The sequence below is a fragment of the Meiothermus cerbereus genome (genome assembly GCF_051297115.1).
GTDB classification, from domain to species: Bacteria; Deinococcota; Deinococci; order Deinococcales; family Thermaceae; genus Meiothermus; species Meiothermus cerbereus_A.
This window is the reverse complement of the sequence record NZ_JBEVAL010000033.1, coordinates 1-18,921: the sequence shown is the minus strand read 5'-3', so window position 1 is coordinate 18,921 and position 18,921 is coordinate 1. Positions and strand designations below refer to the sequence as shown.

The following is an 18,921-nucleotide window of genomic DNA, read 5'->3' as shown; positions in this document are numbered from 1 at the left end:
GTAATCTCCCACGGACTCGTCAAAGCGGGCATGATTTACAATGCTCAGCAGATGCAAGCACTCATCTTCGATTTCGACGGCACCATTCTGGATACCGAAAGCAGCGAGTTCCAGGCCTGGCAGGAGGTGTATCGGCAGTACGGCCTCGAGCTCCCGCTGGATTACTGGCTCCCCTTCATCGGTAATAATTCGATTTCTTTCGACCCTGCCGACAACCTGGAAAAGCTTTTGGGCAAACCCCTAGACAAAGAAGGCCTCGAGCGGTGGGTGGAAGCCCGCAAGCAAACCCTCAATCAATCTTTACAACCCCTGCCGGGGGTGCTGGACTACCTCGAGGCCGCCCAGGCTATGGGCCTCAAACTAGGCGTCGCCAGCAGCTCCAGGCGGGCCTGGGTACAAGGTCACCTGGAGCGCCTGGGGTTGCTGGGGCATTTCCAGGTCATCCGCACCAAGGAAGACGTGGCCCTTACCAAACCTGACCCAGCCCTATTTGTGCGGGCTGCCGAAGGGCTGGGGGTTTCTCCCGGTCAGGCCATCGTGCTCGAGGACTCGCTTAACGGGGTGCTGGCGGCCAAGTCGGCGGGGGCCTTTACGGTGGCTATTCCCAACGCCCTTACCCAACACCTTGATCTGAGCCAGGCCGATCTGCTGCTCAGCTGTCTATGCGACCTTGCGCTGTGGGACTTGCTGCGCATCGCCCGGCAGAAACGACCTACCCACCTATTCCCCATTGCTTAGAAAGCGCAGAATGCCACGGGCCATGGCCTGCGCCAGGGTCTGGCGGTACGCCTCGGTCTGGAGGCGGCGGCCTTCTTCGGGGTGGTTGGCAAAGCCCACCTCAACCAGAATGGCGGGTATGCGGGCGTTGCGAATCACATAAAACGGCGCCTGACGCACCCCTCGATCCACCGCCCCGGTAGCCTGTACCAGCGCACCCTGCACATAGTGCGCCAGCTGGCGGGAAAACTTCAGGTTGGACTGGGCAATCAGGTCGCGCACCAGCCGCTCCCCCACGCTCTGGGCCTCCTGGGTCAGGCGGCGTCCCAGCTCCCCACCACCGTTTTCGCGGATAACCTGGGCCAGCAAACTGGGGTCCAGGACACTGCCAAAGTAGTAGGTCTCGATGCCCTGGGCCACGTTGGGCGCACTGTTTACGTGAATCGAGACAAACAGGTTGCGCTTGGAGTTGGCCATCTCGGCCCGCAAGCCCAGATCGGTGGCCTTGTCGGGCGAAAGGTGGGTGTCGCTGCTGCGGGTGAGCACGACCTCAATGCCCTCTTTTTGCAAGAGCTGCCTGAGGCGCAGGGCCAGGTCGAGGGTTACCTCTTTTTCCACCACAAAACCCACCGCGCCGGGGTCCACACCGCCGTGGCCGGGGTCAATTACCACCACCTTGGGCTGGGTGCGGGGTCTGGGGGGCTCGAGGCCCTTTGGTGGGGGGTTTGGTTTTGCTGTGGCCTGCGCCGAGGCCAGCACGTCCACCACCAAGCGGCGGCGGTTTCCATCCTCCAGAACCACACTCTTAATCTCGACACTGGGCTTCAGGCGCACGAACACTGTAACGCTATTGCTGGCAACGACCACCTGGTACGAGGCCACCTGGGGCGAACTCACGTCCACATCGGCGGCCCCCACCTTGATACCCTGGAAGCGGATGGTCAGGGTATCGGGCGATTGTGCAATCTGATACTGCGTTTTGGCCTCGAGGTCGAATACCAGTCGGGTATAGCCTTCGTGCAGACCCAGGCGTGGAAAAGCCAGGGCTGAGGCCAGAACTACCCCCAGGAAGGCCAGCAAGCGCATCTCCTCGGAGTATAGCCAAAAAACCCCAACCGTTCTGGGGATTCGACCATACCTGCCCGGCCAAAGCCCATGATCCAGATGCCGGGGCCAAAGCAAACCTGGCCTCAAACGTAGCGCTATAGCCAAACCGGGCAGGGTTGAAGATTTGCTCATTCGATTCATGCCGGAGGCTCTAAGATTTTGGGGATGAAGCGCTGGTTGATTTTGCTCACCCTTTTATCGCTGGTGGCGTCTGCCTCGAGGTTTGCCGGCTTCGAGGTCAGGCCTAAGGGCAACTCCGAACTCGACGTGGGCACCGGCATCTACACCCTGCCCACCGGTGGCACCATCACCGATAACAAGAGCGGGCTGGTGCTGGAAGCCCGTTATATCCAGTACAAGGACGGCGAGTTTATCCGGGCCCAGGGAGCCACCCTCAAGGCCAGGGAGGGCGAGTTTAGCGCCAATAGCCTGGAGTACCTGCAAAAGCCCGATACCCTGCGGATGAGCGGTGTGCGCTTTAGCTCCAAAGAGTTCAAAGCCCTCTCGGCCCAGCAGGGGCTCTTGCTTAAGGAGGAGGTGCTGGTACTGAAGGGCGAGGTGCGCTCGAGCGACCCGGCCCTCGAGGCCAACACCCTGATTGTGGACACCAGCAAAGACCAGGCCCTGGTGCTGGGGGTCTTCACCTTCCGCGATGGGGCCACCACCCTGCGCGGCAACCGGCCCGACAGCACCCTGCTGCTAACCTTTGGCAGCGGTAAAGTGCGGGCCAACACCCGTGTCCCTGCCGAGGTCTTGAACCGCCTGCGCCCTTATGCCGATAAACTGTAGGGCGTGCGCATGGAGAGCATCGGGTGCAGGAACCCAGGTCTGGCATTATTTAGAGCTGTTTTCCGGAGCAACCCCACCCTAACTGAAAACAAAAAAGCTGTGTTGAACTCGTTTTTTGCTGTGTGTCCAAGCAGGTGTGGCAAGCCCACTGAACCCGCCGCGGCTGCAAAGGCTTTCGCGGTTTGCCACGGCAGCCTGGCGGTTCAGATGCCCATCGGCAATAAACAGCCGCTGCTTTCCCTTCCCTCTCGTTGCCCTGTGCGCCTGCTTTTTGTGGTGGTTCTGCTATTCACCGGCCTGGCCTGGGCCAGCTTCGGCATACCCTGCTCCGAACAACCCTACACCCTGGAGACGCCGGAAGGGCTGGCGGGTGGGGGCAACCTCGAGTTCGACGGCGATGTGGCCATCTTTACCGATGGGGCCTGCCTGGAAACCAAAGGCCTGCGGCTGCAAACCCCCAGCCTGCGCTACGACCAGGCCGAAGGCCTGCTGACCACCCAGCAAATCGAGGTAGAAACCCCTCGCTACCGCTTCTGGGCCGAAGAAAGCCTCATCAAAGACCGGGTCTTACAAGCCCGCGGAATTCGTGTAACCACCTGCCGGTGCGGCGACGACCTGCGGATGCTGTCGCAAAGCCTACACTTCGACACCCAGAGCGGTGAGGTGGTACTGGAAGACAGCCGGCTCGAGGCCTATCGGCTGGGCCTGGCCCGCTTCGACGCGCTGCGCCTGGATGTAAACCAGCCCCTGGACAAAAACCTGGGCCTGCTCAGCACAGAGGCCAGTACTGTGGTTTTCCCCCTGCGGTTGGACTTCGACCAGGGTTTAAACCTGGGTCTGAGCGAGTTTCCCCTGTCCAATTCGAACACCTTTAGCGGCAAGTTCAGCACCCGCATCACCCTGCTGGGCCTGCGCCTGGGCAGCCCCGACCCGGTGCTCAGGCTGGGGTTTTCGGGGCAGGAGGAAGGCAAGCGGGCCCGGCTCGAGCTCGACCTTAAGTCCAGCAGCCCGGCCAGCCGGGGCGAGGTGGTAGATGGCCCGGTGTTTTTTACGCACGATAGCGAAAAAGGGCGCTTTGCCTTTGGCCTCAAACAGTCTTTTGCGCTGGATGGCTTTACCCTGATTCCTTACGCCTGGTTTGCGCAAGACTGGCGGGACGGAACCCCGGCCACCCAGGAGCAGGGCCTGGCCGCTGGCGCCGAGCTGCGCTACCGCTTCGAGTTGCAGGAGGGGCCTTTTCGCTTTCGCCTCGAGCCGTTTGGGGTGCTGGGCTTTTACAACCAGCCCCAGCAGTACCTGGCCTACGGCGGGCAGGTCGAAGGCCACTACCAGGCCGATTTTAGCGTACGCCTGGGCTATGCCTGGGCCATCGAGTCTACCTCCGGGCGCTTCTGGCTCGAGCGCCGCGAGGCCACGCAAAAGCTCTCGGGTAGCCTGCAGTACCAGCAAATTCAGCTTCAGACCGAGCACGACTTCCTCAAAAACCAGACCCAGGCCAGCCTGCGCATCGGCTACGCGCAAAGCTATGGCGAGGTCTGGGCCAAACTTAATACCTGCTGGAATTGCGTAGGCAAAACCCTCAGCAACGGGCGGGACGACTGGGAGCGCCGGGAGCTGGTGGTGGGCTTTACCCCGGTGCCACTGAGCTGTACCCATGACCTCAACCTGAGCCCCCTGCTCGGGTATGATTTCCTGCGCCAGGGGGTGAGCCGCTGGGGGCTGGAGCTGCGCTATGCCGACTGCTGCTTCATCTGGCGGCTGGGCTACCAGGAAGTCCGCATCGCCCAGGACCCCAGCGAAGTACCCAATGGCAAACTGGTGTTTGGACTGGAAATTCGATGACCCACCTGGACCGTTACATTCTGCGCGAAGCCCTGCCCGTCTTTTTGTTCGGGCTGGTGCTTTATGTGAGCTTTGGGCTCATCAGCAATATCCTGCCCAGGGCCCAGTGGATGACCACCGCCGAGCTCGGCAGCATCCTGAAGTGGCTGGCCCTGCAGGTGCCTTATGCCAGCGTGCAGGCTTTACCCATCGCCGGGCTTCTGGCGGTCATGCTGGCCTTCGGGCGGCTGGCTAGGGAAAACGAACTGCTGGTGATGCAGGCCGGCGGCATCTCGCTGCTGCGCACAGCCCGGCTGTTTTTGCTGGGTGGCTTGCTCTTGAGCGGCCTTTCCCTGGCCCTTTCGGAGTGGGTGGTGCCCTGGGCCAACCGGGCTACCGCGGTGGTGTACTGGAACGAGCTAATCCCGGAGCGCACCCCCCAGTTCAACCTGGTTGGGCGCGAGCTTTCGGTGGGCGAGTACATCCTGCGCTACGATGGCTTCGACCCCGCCAAAGACGAATTTCAGCAGGTGCGCCTCGAGCGCTGGCAGGGCCAGAACATGACCGTAATCCTGGCACAAACCGCCCGGCTACAGGATCGGGTAATCGTGCTTCGGGATTACAAGGTGTTCACCCTGGACTTTGCCCAGCTTCCCCTGCCCGAGTTTGCCAGCCTGGAAGCAGCCCAGCAAGGCTTGCAGGCGGTTTTCAAGGCCCAAAACATCGGCCAGCCCGGCGCCGAACTCTCAGTAAGGCTCTCCCGTAGCCGCCAAGACCTGGAAGCCCAGTACGCCGGGGGCGGCTTCGAGGTGCCGGTTTCGCTTTCGGAATGGTGGCGTAAACTCCAGGACCCCCGCACCCCACCCCGCGAGCTGCGCGAAGCCAAAGCCCAGTGGCATTCTGCCATCGCCCTGGCCCTGGCCAACCTGATGGTGATGGTGCTGGCCCTGCCTGTAGCGGTACGTCGGGCCACCAGCCCAGGCACCGCGCTGGCCCTGGCCCTGGTGCTCACCATCGCCTATTACGTGGCTTTTAGCACCGGCAAAGTGATGGCGCTCTCCAGCCCGATTCCCCCCGAAGTCGGGGCCTGGGGCGCGAACCTGCTGGGTCTGGCGGTGGGTTTGTGGATGGGGAAAGGCATCTACCGTTGACGGTGACCCGGTTCATTGCAGCCCTGGGCTTCACCTCTGCTGGGGACGAGGGTCATGTGAACCCCCCTGAAGCCTTCCGTTAAAGGCCGTCAAAGCGCCCTGATTTTTCAGGCTGTTGGGCCCCAACGAAAAGAACCACCACACCCTTCACAAACGTTGCCATCAAGCTGGGTAGAGGCTCGATGATTTATGAAGGGTGCATTATGCTAATGCAAGGGTGTTTTTTCTATGATTTCGATTCTGGATCTCAAGCGGGAGTACCTCGAGCTCAAACAGGAAATTGACGCTGCCATAGAACGGGTTCTAACCTCTGGCGGGTTCGTCGGGGGGCCCGAAGTCGCTGCCCTGGAAGACGATCTGGCCGCCTATTTAGGCGTTCCTTACGTGGTCTCTTGCGGTTCCGGCACCGATGCCCTGGCCATTGCCTTACGGGCCATGGGGATTGGGCCAGGGGATGAAGTCATTACCACGCCTTTTACCTTCGTTGCCACCATCGAGGCCATCCAGCACGCTGGGGCCAGGCCAGTGCTGGTAGACATCGACCCTCAGACCTATAACCTTAATCCCGGCCTCCTCGAGGCAGCCCTCTCGCCGCGCAGCAAGGCCATACTGCCCGTGCATCTGTACGGCCAGGTCGCGCCCATGCAAGCAATTCTGGCCTTCGCGCAAAAGCACGGGCTACAGGTGCTGGAGGATGCGGCCCAGGCCATCGGCGCGCGATATTACCCAGAGCAGGCCCACGCTGGCACCCTGGGCCACGCCGCCGGATTTAGCCTGTATCCCAGCAAGAACCTCGGTGCCTATGGCGATGGGGGCTTCATTACCACGCATAGTGAGGCCATCGCTCAGGAGTCACGCCTGCTGGCCAACCACGGCTCCAGGGAGCGCTATCATCACCTGCGTGCGGCTGGTTACACCTCGAGGCTGGACGCCATGCAGGCCGCCATCCTGCGGGTCAAGCTGCCCCGTCTAGAAGCCTGGAACGCACGTCGCCGCCAGATTGCCGCACACTACACCCAGGCCCTGAAGGGCTACGTGCAAACCCCCTGCGAGATGCCCTATGCGTTGCACGTCTATCACCAGTACACCATCCGCCACCCCGAGCGCGACCGGCTGGCTGCCCACCTGAAGCAACAGGGCATCGGCAGCAGCATCCATTACCCGGTACCGGTACACCTGCAACCCGCCTACCGCGGGCTGGCCCCTGCAGGCTCCCTTCCCGCCGCGGAGGCGGCAGCCCGCGAGGTGCTGAGCCTGCCCATGCACCCTTTCCTGGAAGAGGCCCAGGTAGAGGCGGTGGTGCGGGCGGTGCAAAGCTGCGCCTGAATACTGCACATTCTGTAGACCCAGACCCCTTTATACTTAGCTGCTATGTCGGAGAACCCCTTACTGCAGATCCGCTACGATATTCCTTTTAGCCAGATCCGCCCAGAGCACATCGAGCCAGCCATCCAGAGCCTGCTGGCCCAGGCCGAAGCCGAATTTCAGGCCATTTTGCAGGTAGATGGCCCGCGTACGTTTGATAACACCCTGCTGCCCCTGGATCGGCTGGGTGAGGGGCTGGGCTACGCCTTTGGGCTGGTGGCCCACCTCGAGAGTGTGGTCTCGAGCCCCGAGCTACGGGCCGCCTACAACGCCATCATCCCCGCCATCACCGCCTTCTACACCCGGGTGCAGATTTCCGCCGAGCTGTACCAGGCCCTAAAAGACTTTGCGGCCTCCCCCGAGGCCCAGCAGCTCAGCCCCGACTGGGCCCGTTTTCTCAAGCTGCGGCTGGACGAGTTCCGCCGCCAGGGGGCCGACCTTCCCCCCGAAAAGAAAGCCCGCCTCGAGGCCCTCAACACCCGGCTTTCGGAGATCACCACCCAGTTCGAGCAGAACCTCACCGACTCCACCGCCGACTGGGAACTCTACCTGGACGAAACCCAGGTCGCGGGCCTGCCGCAGAGTGCCCTCGAGGCCGCCCGCCAGAGCGCCCGCTCTAAGGGACGGGGGGGTTACCGCTTCACCCTGCAGCAGCCCAGCTATCTGGCCCTGCAGACCTACCTGGACGACGCCGAAATTCGCAAACAGGTCTACCTGGCTTACCATAGCCGCGCCACCGAGCCGGGCCGCGACAACCGCCCCTTGATCGATGAAATTCTTGCCCTCCGCCGCGAGAAAGCCGCACTCCTGGGCTATGCCAACTTTGCCGACTACGTGCTGGAAAACCGCATGGCGGGCAAAGCCGAGACGGCCCTTCGCTTCGAGCAAGACCTGAAGGCCGCCTACGAGCCCTACTTCAAAAAAGAGCTGGCGGCCCTCGAGGCCTTTCGCCGGGAGCTCGAGGGCCCTCAAGCACCCCCGCTGGAACCCTGGGACATCGCCTACTATGCCGAAAAGCAGCGCAAGGCCCTCTACCACTTCGACGAAGAGGAGCTGCGGCCTTACTTTGCCCTGCCCCAGGTGCTCAGCGGGCTTTTCGAGGTTGCGCGGCGGGTGTTTGGCCTCGAGGTGCGGGAAGTACAGGGTGTGGACACCTGGCACCCCGAGGTCAAAACCTACGAGATTTACCGCGAGGGCCAGCGCATCTGCCGCTTCTTCACCGACTGGCACCCCCGCGAGAACAAGCGCGGTGGGGCCTGGATGAACTCGCTCATCCGCGGGGTGCGCCAGGGCGAGACCACCGAGCCCCACCTGGGCCTGATGTGCGGCAACCTGACCCCACCCGTGGGCGACCAGCCCGCCCTCCTGACCCACCGCGAAGTCGAAACCATCTTCCACGAATTCGGCCACCTGCTGCACCTGGCGCTCTCGAGCGTGGAGGTTCGCAACCTGGTGGGCACCCAGGTCGCCCGCGACTTTGTGGAGCTGCCCAGCCAGATTATGGAAAACTGGTGCTGGGAACGCCAGGCCCTGGACCTGTTCGCCCGTCACCACCAGAGCGGTGAGCCCATCCCGGACGAGCTTTTTGAAAAAATGCTGCGGGCCAAGAACTACTGGGCCGCCAACCTGGGCATGCGTCAACTGGCCTTTGGTACGCTTGACCTGGCCCTGCACGTTCACTACACCCCCACCGATGGCGACATCGTCACCTACGCCCGGCAGGTCATGCAACCCTTCATGCCCGCCCCGCTTCCCCAGGACTTCGCCTTCGTAGCTGGTTTTGCTCATCTATTCGGTCATCCGGTGGGCTACGCTGCCGGCTACTACTCCTACAAGTGGTCGGAGGTGCTCGACGCCGACGCCTTCTCTCGCTTCAAGGCCGAAGGCATCTTCAACCGCCAGACCGGCGAAGACTTCATTGCCCACATCCTGAGCAAGGGCAACGCAGCCGATCCAGCCGAACTCTTCCGCCGCTTCCTGGGGCGCGACCCCGACCCCAAGGCCTTGCTGGCCCGCTCGGGGCTGCTGGACTAGCTGCGGCACCCCTGAATACCCAGTCCAACCAAAACCGTTGGACTGGGTGAATTGCGCCAAAACGCTTGGTGTGTGCCCCATCCTGGCGGAGTCAGGGTGGAGGCCCCGGCGAGCCGCTTCATGCGCTCCGGCATGTGATATGAAGTCTCGCTGGGTTGTTCCCTTGATGTGGTGAGCCTGAGCCAGGTGAAGGAAACACCCTGTGATGGATGCCAGTATCTACGGTCGGCGTGCGCCTGTGGCCTGCGGAGCGGAGGTGCCCACACCGGCCAGGCGGGCAAACTCCTTGGGGTCTACCGCGCGCGACATCCCCATTTCGTAGGTAATCAGCTTGCGCTTGTACAAGTCGGCCAGGTGAGCGTCCATGGTAAGCATGCCGAGCTGACCACCCGTTTGAATCACGTTGATCAGCTGGTGGCTCTTGCCTTCGCGGATGAGCGCCCGCACGGCCGGGGTTGCAATCATCAGCTCATAGGCCAGCACCCGCCCACCGCCAAAGGCCTTGGGTAGAAGCTGCTGGGTCAGCACCGCTACTAAGTTGTTGGAAAGCTGTACCCGTACCTGTTCTTGCTGCGACTCCGGAAACACGTCGATGATGCGGTCAATGGTCTCGGGGGCGCTGTTGGTATGCAGGGTGCCCATGACCAGGTGGCCGGTCTCGGCAGCAGTAATGGCTGCTGCAATGGTTTCGTAATCGCGCATCTCCCCTACCAGAATCACGTCGGGGGCCTGGCGCAGCGCCGAGCGCAGGGCTTTGCTGAAACCGTGGGTATCGGAGCCGATTTCGCGCTGGTTGATGATAGAACGCTTGTGGCGGTGGAAAAACTCGATGGGGTCCTCGATGGTCACGATGTGGCAGCGCTTCTCCTGATTGATGTAGTCAATCATCGAGGCCAGGGTGGTGGACTTGCCCGAGCCGGTAGGCCCGGTCACCAGCACCAGGCCCCGCGGGCTTAGGGCAATATCGGCCACGCCTTTGGGCAGGCCCAGCTCCTCGAAACTTTTGATGCTGGAAGGCACCACCCGCAACACCCCGCCCACGCTGCCGCGTTGCAAAAAGATGTTGACACGGAAGCGGCCTTTGCCCGGCAGGCTAAAGGAGAAGTCGAGCTCTTTTTCTTCCTCAAAAACCCGCTGCTGCTTTTCATCCATCAGGGCATAGGTCAGGCGCCGGGTTTCCTGGGGGGTCAGGGGTTCAAATTCGGTAGAGTGAAACTCGCCGTCCACCTTGACCATCGGCGGAAGACCCACCGTGATTACCAGGTCCGAGGCGCTTCGTTCTACCGCCAGGTTAAGCAGGTCTACAATATCAGGTGCTTTACTCATAGGCCTCTCCAGTTGCCAATTAGGATACGCCAGGTCCAGGGCCGGGTATGTTTATATGCCCAACCAAAGCTTTTGAAGTTTGCTGGCGCAGCACCCACCGACCAATGTTTTGCGCCTGCAGCACACAGCTCTACTTGGCACCCAGGTATTTGAAGTAGCGCTCGCGCGTAATCATGCCGTGCACAGTATCGCCATCGGCCACAAACACAATCGGGTGCTGGCGGAACAGCGAACCCAGCTCACCTGCGGCGGTATCGCCAGAAACCACCGGGGCCTCGTCCCAGGGCACCAGCGAGTCGGCGATGCCGATAACGCCCACCGGATGCCCGGCCTCGAGCAAAACAGCAATATTGCCCTCGAAGGATTGCAACGCGGTGATAACCGGCACCGGCCTGGACAGCTTGCGGGCCGAAGTGGGGGCAAAAATACCAGCAGAAAGCAGGGTGGTGGTGGTTACCTTGACCGCTTTTTTGGCGAGCAAAAGGCTGAGGGTAAAAACCAGCAAGAAAGCCAGCCCCTCGAGGACGCCAAAAAAGTTGAAGCCCTCCCACCCAAAGCGGCCTCGCCCACCCAAAGCCAGGTGTATAAGCCCCGAGACGACCAGCCCTGCAATCAGGGCTGCGAGATAAGCAATTAGACCCGCCAGGCGTAAGTCACGAACGGTTCGCATCTGGCTTCTAGTCTACACCGGCCCAAGGGGTGTCTACAGGTCGGCCTGTGGTTCCACTTTCCTTCGCAGGCTTTTACCTGGCCTAAAGCAAAGGCCACAAGGGGCGTTTGCGCCAGTGCGCCATCACCTCCGGCACAGCCTAGGCCGTGGTACGGAGTGTTTGCGGACTCTTATGGCTCGAGCCACTGCAAATCCTCTACTTTGTCGATGTCCACGCCCACCTCGGCATAAGGGGTAATGAGCGCTCTGGCTGGAACCCCGATAATTTGCGAGACCCTGGCCTCGAGCCCGGCAATATCGGCCTGACCCAAAAGCACCTTAAGCAGGGTTGCAAAACCAATCATCCGGGCCAGCGCCAGGGGTTTTTTACGCAATTCCAGGGCCCGTCTGAGCAAGGGCAGGGCTGTAAAAAAGAGTTTCTTGTCGATGATGACCAGATTACCCCCGGTAAAGTAGCCCTCGCGGACCCGGGCATAGGTGCGGCGCATCCCAGGAAAGCGCTGCTCGATGGTTGCTTTGGCAATGATGGTATAAACGAAGCCCGCCTGGGGCGCGTTTTCCAGCACCCAGCGTACAGCTTCCTGGCGCAAAAACGGCATGTCGCCGGTTGCGACCAGCACCTTGTCGCCCTCGACGGCATTAATTCCCGCCTCGAGGTTGGCAATCAGGCTGCCCTGGTCGGGCAGGGCTACCCTGGGTGGAGGGCTCAGGGGCACGGGCGGCCCCACCAAAATTACCTCCAGCCCGGCCTGCGTCAGGGCCTCGAGGGTGTACTCCACCAGCGGACGGCCCCGGTAGGGCACCAGGGTTTTGCTGGCTACGCCAAACTTTTGTGCCAGGGGATCGCTGGCATAGCCTCCGGCCAACACAATCGCTTCCACCCGCTTAGTTTACCCTTGGTTGCCCACCTCTCTTTACCCAGGCCCCACCAACCGATACCCTAGTGGCATGGACGACCTGCTCGAACGGCTGGGAAACTATCTGGTCTGGCGCATTGGTAAGGCCGAGGGTGAGGAGGTGCTGGTGGTACGGGTCGGGCTGGCCTCGGCCACCCCCGAGTTCGGCCAGCTTGCACGCCTGCGCAACGTATCCGATGAGGAAATCGAGCAACTAGCCCAGGCTGGGCAGCTACGCATCGAGTGGGTCAACTGATGGTACTGGAAAAGTCTTTCAACCTGCGGCTAACAGAACCCCCCGAGCGGCTGCTCCAGCCCGAGCGGGTGTTTGCTGGCAAGCCCCCTTTTGGTGAACTGACCCGCACGGATACCACCCTCCAGGGCTATCTGGTGGCCGAGGCTCCGCTGTTTGGAGAAATCCATTTTCCTTTCCAGAGCCGTATTCACCCACAGGGCATAGCGGCTCGCCTCGAGGCCCTGCGCCTTCCCGACCCCCCGGCCTTCTGGGCCGAGCTCGAGGGCCACGGCGAGGTGGTCGAGGGAGGCCTGGTCTACCAGCTCACCCTTCGCATCCACGCCACCCTGCCCCAGGGCGAAAAGTGGGGCGGACGGGCCCTGGGGCGCCTGGCCGAAGCCGCCTTCGAGCGCAATGTGGAGCGGGTTTTAGAGCGTCTTACCCAGGGCTGACCCACATCACCAACCCCGGCAAGGCTGGCTCAGCAGGCCCAAACACAGCTTCGGACATATACTAGTAACAGTCGGAGGTGGAACTATGCTCGAGGTACGCTATCTAGGACATTCGGCGCTGCTCATTAGCGATGGCACCACCCGCATCGTGGTAGACCCCTTCCTTACCGGCAACCCCAAAGCAGCCCTGGCAGCCAACCAGGTAACCGCCGACCTGATTGTGCTTACCCATGCCCACGGCGACCACTACGGCGACAGCGTGGCCATCAGCCAGCGCACCGGGGCCCCCATCATCTCCAACTTCGAGATTGTCAGCTACGCCGAAAAGCAGGGCGCTAAGGGGGTGGGTATGAACCTGGGCGGCACCTATAAGTTTAAAGGCGGCTGGCTCAAGTGGTTTACAGCCCACCACTCTTCGTCGTTCCCGGATGGCACCTATGGGGGTGTCGCCCAGGGCTTTGTGCTCGAGCTCGGCGGCAAGCGCATTTACAATGCTGGCGATACCGCCCTTTTTAGCGATATGGCCCTGGTCGCCCAGTACAGCCCCGACCTGGCCATTTTGCCCATTGGCGACCACTTCACCATGGGGCCAGACGATGCGCTAAAAGCCCTCGAGCTAACCCGCGCCAAGCAGGTTTTGCCCGTGCACTACAACACCTTTCCCCCCATTGCCCAAGACGGCGCGGCCTTCGTCCAGCGGGCCGGCCTGCTGGGGGTGGGGGGCCAGGCCCTTCAACCAGGTGAACACATAACACTTTCGTAACAGGCCTTTTGTTGCAATTAGCCACAACCTCATGGACTATCGCCGACTAACCCGACAACACTATAAGCTCGAGATGCTCCTGGGCTTGGGGCGATCGTCCCAGGTGTATCTGGCCCATGCCCCCGACGGCACCAAAGTGGCCCTCAAGGTGCCGCGCCGCGAGGTGCGCACCGACCGGGCCCTCACCGAGCGTTTTGCCCAGGAGGTTGCCCTGTCGCTTACGCTGAACCACGCCAACCTGGTGCGGGGGCTTTCGGGCCGCCCTGAGGGGGAAGGGGCCTTTCTGGCGCTGGAGTACTTCGAGGAAGGCACCCTCGAGGACAGGCTCAAAAAAGGCCCCCTTAGCCGCGAAGAAGCCCTCGAGTGCTTGTGTCAAATTGCCCATGCGCTCATTTACCTCCACGACCGCGGCATCGTCCACCAGGACGTCAAACCGTCCAACATTTTTATCGCTGGCAGGCTTTTCAAACTCGGCGACTTTGGTGTAGCCAAGACCCGCGAAAACCCCAAACCCCTGGAGCGGGCCGGAAGCCCCTTCTACATGGCCCCCGAGCTATTTCTGGGGGAACCAGCCACCCCCGCTTCGGACGCCTATTCGTTTGGGGTAATGGCCTTTGAGCTGCTGGTTGGCAAGCGGCCCTTTGTGGGCGAAACCCTGGAAGAAATCTCCCACGCCCACCTGCACCGCTTGCCCCCCCCCACCAACCTTCCACCCCACCTCGACCGGATTGTACGCAACCTCCTGGCCAAAGACCCTGCCCTCCGGGCCACCCCCAAAGCCTTTCTCCAGGCCGTGCAGGGCAACACCCAGACCGGGGCCGCCCCCAGCAAAAGCACCCCAGAAGAGAAGCCTCCCAGGGGCAAGGGGCTGTTTGGCTTGTTTCGCAAGCGCTAGAAGCCGCCGCCCACAAAACCCGTGTGAGCGGTGTCTCTCAAATGCGCGCTGTGCTGCTCAGCGCAATTTTGTTCAGGTCAAAACCGCCTTGCTGCAGGTGGGGGCCTCAACGAAAAGCACCCATCAAGAACGCTTCCCAACAAATCCGCACAAAATGCTTTCAGGGTGTTGGGGGGCGCATCAGAGCGCTCTTCACAATAATTGAGCCGCTCAAAACTCGATTGCTTTGTCCTGCACAGCACAGTTGCCTCCCGGATGGGAGGCAAGGTCTGTGAAGGGTGCGATAGAGTTTCTGCCGATAAACTATAGGCAAGCAAAGTGAGGCCCGTTATGAGCGAACCCATCTGGTTTCCTTCCGACGCGTACAAACACGGCAGCCATATTGAAGCCCTGCTCAAGCACCTGAACCTGGGTAGCTATGAAGCGCTTTACGACTTTAGCATCCAGAAGCCCGAGGCTTTTTGGGAAGCCACCCTAAAGCTTTTGGGCATTGAGTGGTTTAGCCCCTATCAGCAGGTGCTGGACATCGCCCAGGGCCCACAGTGGCCCCGGTGGTTTGTGGGGGGGCAGCTTAATTTAGCCCACAACGCCCTGCACCATGCCAGAACCCGGCCAGCCGACCCTGCCCTTTTGTGGGAAGGTGAGGACGGGGCAGTGGTACGGCTAAGCTATGGCGAGCTCGAGGCCGCCGTGGCCCAGGCTGCCCACGCGCTTAAGTCGTTGGGGTTGCAGAAAGGCGACCGGGTGGGCCTTTTCTTGCCCATGCTACCTGAGACCGCCATTAGCGCTTTGGCGGTGGCCCAGGTCGGGGCAATTATCGTTCCCATCTTCTCGGGCTACGCCGCCGAGGCCGCCGCTACCCGGCTGCAGGACGCCGAGGCCAGACTGCTCATCACCGCCGATGGCTTTTACCGCCGGGGTGGTCGGGTGGGCCTGCTGGACAACGCCCGCAGCGCAGCCGCCCTTTCGCCCAGCGTCGAGAAGCTCCTGGTGGTGCGCCGCTTTGGGGACGTGGCCCTGGCCCAAAACGAGCTGGCCTGGGATCAGATCGTTCCTGCCCAGCCAAAAGCCGCACCTTACGAACCCATGGACAGCATGGATCCCTTCATGCTGATCTACACCTCCGGCACCACCGGCAAACCCAAGGGCACCGTGCACTACCACGCCGGCTTTCCCATCAAAGCTGCACAGGATATGGCCCACCTGTTTGATCTGCGCCCACACGAAACCTTGTTCTGGTTTACCGATATGGGCTGGATGATGGGGCCGTGGGCGATTCTGGGCAGCCTGACCATTGGCGGTACGGTGCTGCTCTATGAAGGGGCCCCCGACTACCCCGATGCAGGTCGGCTGTGGGCCATCTGCGAGCGGCACCGGGTTACCCACCTGGGCCTCTCCCCTACCCTGGTGCGGGCTTTGATGCCCCTGGGGGACGAATTTGTTCGCAGGCACGACCTATCCAGCCTGCGTATGCTGGGCTCCACCGGCGAGCCGTGGAACCTGGAACCCTACCTCTGGTTCTTCAAAACCGTGGGCCAGGGCCGTATCCCCATCATCAACTACTCGGGCGGCACCGAGATCGGCGGCGGCATCCTGGGCTGTACGGCCTGGCGGCCCATCAAGCCCATGGGCTTCAACACCGCCGTACCGGGCATGCACGCCGAGGTACTCGACAGCACGGGCCAGCCGGTACGGGACGAGGTGGGTGAGCTGGCCGTGCTGGCCCCCTGGCCGGGCCAGACCAAAGGTTTCTGGAAAGCCCCCGAGCGCTACCTGGAGGCCTACTGGAGCCGCTTCGAAAACATCTGGGTACACGGCGACTGGGCCATTTTGGATCGGGAAGGCCACTGGGTCATCCAGGGCCGCAGCGACGACACCCTCAAGATTGCCGGCAAACGGGTAGGGCCTGCCGAGTACGAAAGCGCCGCGGTGGAGCACCCCGCCGTAAAAGAAGCCGCGGCCATCGGCATTCCCCACCCGGTAAAGGGCGAGGCCGCAGTGGTGTTTGTGGTCTTGCGAAGCGGGCAGGCCCCCAGCCCCGACCTCGAGCAGGCCATCGGCGAGACCATCGCCCACCGCCTGGGCAAGGCCCTCAAACCCGAACGCATACTGTTCGTGCCCGACCTGCCCAAAACCCGCAACGCCAAGGTGATGCGCCGGGTGATCCGCGCGGCTTTTCTGGGCCAGAGCCCTGGCGACCTGTCGGCCCTCGAGAACCCCCAGGCGGTTGAGGCCATTCAACAGATGGCCAGGTAGCAAGTCCCCTCATGCTCTCTGCTGGGGCTCCACCTGAAGCTGCGCCAGGAGCTGCCCTGGCATCCGGTTGGCTTTAGCCTGCCCTAAACAGAAAGCTTCAGGTGGGGTTCATATGAGAGGTTCGAGGATTATGCCGACTAAAAAGACCGTCCGGTGGCCTTAGTCAGCATGAGCCGGAGTTCGTGTGGGCTGGTGGCCGAACCCTCGGCGTCCTCGAGGCTGATGTATCCCTGGTTGTAAAGCTCGACCAGGTGCTGGTCGAAGGTTTGCATGCCCCGCAGGTTGTCCTGTAGCATGGCGTCCTTTATTTGTGGGGTCTTGTTCTCATCCTTGATGAGGTCGCGCACAAAGGGGGTGGCCAGCAGAATTTCCAGGGCCAGCACACGGCCGTGGCCGTCGGCGCGCGGCAGCAGGCGTTGCGAGATGATGCCCAGGAGCGACTCGGCCAGCAGGATGCGAATTTGCAGGTGTTCGTGCAGGGGGAAGAAGTCGATGATGCGGTTGATGGTGCGCGCCGCATCCAGGGTATGCAGGGTGGAAAAAACCAGATGGCCGGTCTGGGCTGCCATAATGGCCGCTTCCACCGTTTCACGGTCGCGCATCTCGCCAATCAGAATCACGTCCGGGTCTTGCCGCATGGCGTACTTGAGGCCCGAGCTAAACGAGTCGGTGTCTACCCCCACCTCACGCTGCACCACCAGGCTTTTCTTGTGCTTGTGCAAAAACTCGATGGGGTCTTCGATGGTGACGATGTTTTTGGGGTAGTGCAGGTTGATGTGGTCAATCAGGGCGGCCAGGGTGGTGGACTTACCCGAGCCGGTGGGGCCGGTCACCAGCACCAGGCCACGTTCCTTGCAGGCCAGCTCTTCCATCACCGGGCGGGGTAGCCCCAGGGCCTCGAAGCTGGGGATGGTTTCGGCCACCACCCGCATCACCAGCCCAAAGCTGCCGCGCTGGTGCAGCAGGTTGCAGCGAAACCGCGCCAGACCCGGCACGGTGTAGGCAAAATCCATCTCTTTTTTGTACTCGAGCTCCTCGAGCTGCACGGGGTTGAGCAGGCTTCGAACAATGGCCTCGATGTCGCTCGGCGAGAGAACCTTGTTGCCAAATGGCTTGAGTTTGCCATCTATACGAACGGTGGGAGGCGCACCGGCCTGTAGGTGAATATCGGAGGCTCGAGCCTGCACCATGCTGTGCAGCATTTCAGCGATGGGAGAGGGGGTTTGGGTGGTACTCATCAGAAGGCTCCCTTGTGTCCACACTTGACGTGGTGGGCTGTGCTCGAGTCCACCAACCACCGCGACCCAGCCGCTATTGCGATGAGTGCCTGGTATCCATACCGGCCTGGCCGCACGGTCGGTGTACATCTGAAACCCACGCCCATGAGTATAGAATACCTGCCCGGCCTCATCCCCATTAAATGAACAAGCCACAACGCTTAACCAGGGGGCTCGGCGGAGTGCAAATCTTGGTAGATGAGCTCGAGAAAAGCCTCCACCACCCGGGGGTCAAACTGCTTCCCGCTTTGCTCGCGGATGTAATCCAGGGCTTTTTCCCTGGGCCAGGCCTGGCGGTAGGGCCGGTCGGAGGTGAGGGCATCGTAAACGTCAATCACCGCAAAGATACGGGCCTCGAGGGGGATGGCCTCGCCCTGGAGCCCCCGCGGGTAGCCCGTGCCATCCCAGCGCTCGTGGTGGGCATGGGGGATGGCCAGGGCCTTGCGCAGGAAGGGAATGCCCGAGAGCCACTGATAGGCCAGGGTGGGGTGCTTGCGCATGAGCGCCCACTCCTCCTCGTTGAGCTGGCCGGGCTTAAGCAGCACGGCATCGGGCACCCCCAGCTTGCCCACATCGTGCAGGATGGCCCCGCGCCGCAGATGTTCGATATCCTCTTCCGGTAGCCCCAGCTTGCGGGCAAGCTTCACCGTCAGTTCGGTAACGCGCTGGGTGTGCCCGGCGGTCTCCTGGTCGCGCAGCTCCACCGCCTGGGCCCAGCCCATAAGGGTCAGGTCGTAGGCCACTTCCAGCTCGAGCTTGGCCCGTTGCAAATCCTCAAAGAGCTGGCTGTTCTCGATAGCGATGGCCCCCTGGGTGACCATGGCCTGCAAAAACTCTTCATCCTCGAGCGAGAGCTCCCAGGGGCCGCGGGTGAAGGCCATCAGCACCCCCAGCAGCTCCCCCTTGGCCAGCAGGGGCCAGGCCCGCATGGCCAGAAAGCCCTCGCGCAGGGTGAACTCGGGGTCGAAGCCAGGGTCGCGGGTAAGGTCGTCTACCACCACCGGCCTCCGCTCCAGGGCGGCCCGGCCCGCGTGCCCCTGCCCCAGTGGAACCCTAAGGCGGTGCAACTCCGTGGGAGGTGAATGGAAACCACGGACGCCAATTCGGAAAAGGACTTGACACCCAGTGGAAAATAAGGGACGGGGGTGAGTTATGCGAGATTACCCG

The 18,921-nt window shown here is 61.9% G+C and carries 16 protein-coding genes and 1 pseudogene; 11 read left to right on the top strand and 6 right to left on the bottom strand.

The annotated features are described in order from the left end of the window. The first annotated feature begins 51 nt into the window (after nucleotides 1-51). Nucleotides 52-738 carry an HAD family hydrolase gene (locus ABWU19_RS08540; RefSeq protein ID WP_435901285.1) on the top strand — a complete coding sequence of 229 codons (687 nt, stop codon included), beginning with the start codon at nucleotides 52-54 and terminating at the stop codon, nucleotides 736-738. Here the strand turns inward: ABWU19_RS08540 and ABWU19_RS08535 are convergent. Further along, complete coding sequence (locus ABWU19_RS08535; RefSeq protein ID WP_435901284.1) at nucleotides 721-1,803, bottom strand: N-acetylmuramoyl-L-alanine amidase family protein; 1,083 nt, start codon at nucleotides 1,801-1,803, stop codon at nucleotides 721-723. The two genes, ABWU19_RS08540 and ABWU19_RS08535, sit on opposite strands and share 18 nt — an antisense overlap. Nucleotides 1,804-1,989: 186 nt before the next feature. Here ABWU19_RS08535 and ABWU19_RS08530 point away from each other — a divergent pair, with 186 nt between their 5' ends. The 5 genes from ABWU19_RS08530 to ABWU19_RS08510 all read left to right on the top strand — a co-directional run bounded on the left by ABWU19_RS08530 (nucleotide 1,990) and on the right by ABWU19_RS08510 (nucleotide 8,984). Further along, a complete protein-coding gene (locus tag ABWU19_RS08530) occupies nucleotides 1,990-2,613 on the top strand; it encodes a hypothetical protein (RefSeq protein ID WP_435901283.1) in 624 nt (207 codons plus the stop codon). Nucleotides 2,614-2,871: 258 nt separating this feature from the next. After that, nucleotides 2,872-4,455 (top strand): hypothetical protein, encoded by a 1,584-nt coding sequence (locus ABWU19_RS08525; RefSeq protein WP_435901282.1) that lies wholly within the window; start codon nucleotides 2,872-2,874, stop codon nucleotides 4,453-4,455. After that, nucleotides 4,452-5,585 carry an LptF/LptG family permease gene (locus ABWU19_RS08520; RefSeq protein WP_435901281.1) on the top strand — a complete coding sequence of 378 codons (1,134 nt, stop codon included), beginning with the start codon at nucleotides 4,452-4,454 and terminating at the stop codon, nucleotides 5,583-5,585. Before ABWU19_RS08525 ends, ABWU19_RS08520 begins: the two co-directional genes overlap by 4 nt. A gap of 228 nt (nucleotides 5,586-5,813) precedes the next feature. Next, nucleotides 5,814-6,911 carry a DegT/DnrJ/EryC1/StrS family aminotransferase gene (locus tag ABWU19_RS08515; protein WP_435901280.1) on the top strand — a complete coding sequence of 366 codons (1,098 nt, stop codon included), beginning with the start codon at nucleotides 5,814-5,816 and terminating at the stop codon, nucleotides 6,909-6,911. Nucleotides 6,912-6,956: 45 nt separating this feature from the next. Further along, nucleotides 6,957-8,984, top strand: coding sequence for a M3 family metallopeptidase (locus tag ABWU19_RS08510; protein ID WP_435901279.1), 2,028 nt, complete (start codon nucleotides 6,957-6,959; stop codon nucleotides 8,982-8,984). A 219-nt stretch (nucleotides 8,985-9,203) separates the two neighbouring features. Here the strand turns inward: ABWU19_RS08510 and ABWU19_RS08505 are convergent, their stop codons facing one another. The 3 genes from ABWU19_RS08505 to ABWU19_RS08495 all read right to left on the bottom strand — a co-directional run bounded on the left by ABWU19_RS08505 (nucleotide 9,204) and on the right by ABWU19_RS08495 (nucleotide 11,861). Continuing rightward, nucleotides 9,204-10,310, bottom strand: a complete 1,107-nt coding sequence (locus ABWU19_RS08505; protein WP_435901278.1) for a type IV pilus twitching motility protein PilT — start codon at nucleotides 10,308-10,310, stop codon at nucleotides 9,204-9,206. Nucleotides 10,311-10,440: 130 nt separating this feature from the next. Beyond that, nucleotides 10,441-10,980: a hypothetical protein gene (locus tag ABWU19_RS08500; RefSeq protein WP_435901277.1), complete on the bottom strand. Its 540-nt coding sequence runs from the start codon at nucleotides 10,978-10,980 to the stop codon at nucleotides 10,441-10,443. 170 nt (nucleotides 10,981-11,150) lie between these two features. Beyond that, nucleotides 11,151-11,861: an NTP transferase domain-containing protein gene (locus ABWU19_RS08495; RefSeq protein WP_435901276.1), complete on the bottom strand. Its 711-nt coding sequence runs from the start codon at nucleotides 11,859-11,861 to the stop codon at nucleotides 11,151-11,153. A 67-nt stretch (nucleotides 11,862-11,928) separates the two neighbouring features. Between ABWU19_RS08495 and ABWU19_RS08490 the strand changes: the two genes are divergently transcribed. The 5 genes from ABWU19_RS08490 to ABWU19_RS08470 all read left to right on the top strand — a co-directional run bounded on the left by ABWU19_RS08490 (nucleotide 11,929) and on the right by ABWU19_RS08470 (nucleotide 16,477). Then, complete coding sequence (locus ABWU19_RS08490; RefSeq protein ID WP_314133604.1) at nucleotides 11,929-12,132, top strand: DUF3248 domain-containing protein; 204 nt, start codon at nucleotides 11,929-11,931, stop codon at nucleotides 12,130-12,132. Beyond that, entirely contained in the window at nucleotides 12,132-12,563 is a 432-nt protein-coding gene (locus tag ABWU19_RS08485; protein ID WP_435901275.1) for a DUF3809 family protein, read from the top strand. Before ABWU19_RS08490 ends, ABWU19_RS08485 begins: the two co-directional genes overlap by 1 nt. An 85-nt stretch (nucleotides 12,564-12,648) precedes the next feature. After that, a complete protein-coding gene (locus tag ABWU19_RS08480; RefSeq protein ID WP_435901274.1) occupies nucleotides 12,649-13,326 on the top strand; it encodes a metal-dependent hydrolase in 678 nt (225 codons plus the stop codon). Nucleotides 13,327-13,357: 31 nt separating this feature from the next. Beyond that, complete coding sequence (locus ABWU19_RS08475; protein WP_435901273.1) at nucleotides 13,358-14,221, top strand: serine/threonine-protein kinase; 864 nt, start codon at nucleotides 13,358-13,360, stop codon at nucleotides 14,219-14,221. 330 nt (nucleotides 14,222-14,551) lie between these two features. Beyond that, on the top strand, nucleotides 14,552-16,477 hold the full coding sequence (locus ABWU19_RS08470; RefSeq protein WP_435901272.1) for an AMP-binding protein: 1,926 nt from the start codon (nucleotides 14,552-14,554) through the stop codon (nucleotides 16,475-16,477). A 137-nt stretch (nucleotides 16,478-16,614) separates the two neighbouring features. On the opposite strand, the gene ABWU19_RS08465 is transcribed toward ABWU19_RS08470, so the two are convergent. Further along, on the bottom strand, nucleotides 16,615-17,715 hold the full coding sequence (locus ABWU19_RS08465; RefSeq protein WP_435901271.1) for a type IV pilus twitching motility protein PilT: 1,101 nt from the start codon (nucleotides 17,713-17,715) through the stop codon (nucleotides 16,615-16,617). 200 nt (nucleotides 17,716-17,915) lie between these two features. After that, nucleotides 17,916-18,848 (bottom strand): annotated as a pseudogene (locus ABWU19_RS08460) (HD-GYP domain-containing protein); the annotation flags it as partial. Nucleotides 18,849-18,921 lie beyond the last annotated feature (73 nt).